Genomic DNA, 232 nt, shown 5'->3' on the forward strand with positions numbered 1-232 from the left:
ACAATGACCGCGCGCCACGGCGCACTGTTTGAAGTCGAATTTAATGATGAACGCTCGGTGCTGGATATTCTCAACAGCATCGGCCATATGCCGCTGCCGCCGTATATCGAGCACGATCCCGACGCGACCGACGAAACCCGCTATCAGACCGTGTTCGCGCAGAATCCCGGCGCGGTCGCCGCCCCTACCGCCGGCCTGCACTTCGACGACGCGCTGCTCGCCCGGTTAGACG

At 62.5% G+C, this 232-nt stretch carries 1 protein-coding gene; it reads left to right on the forward strand.

All coding sequences use genetic code 11. The features are described from left to right. Positions 1–232: S-adenosylmethionine:tRNA ribosyltransferase-isomerase (locus SB725_RS34180; RefSeq protein ID WP_410923823.1), on the forward strand; the 232-nt coding region annotated here is incomplete at both ends.

It is taken from the genome of Pseudomonas sp. SIMBA_041, assembly GCF_046535095.1.
GTDB classification, from domain to species: domain Bacteria; phylum Pseudomonadota; class Gammaproteobacteria; order Pseudomonadales; family Pseudomonadaceae; genus Aquipseudomonas; species Aquipseudomonas mucoides.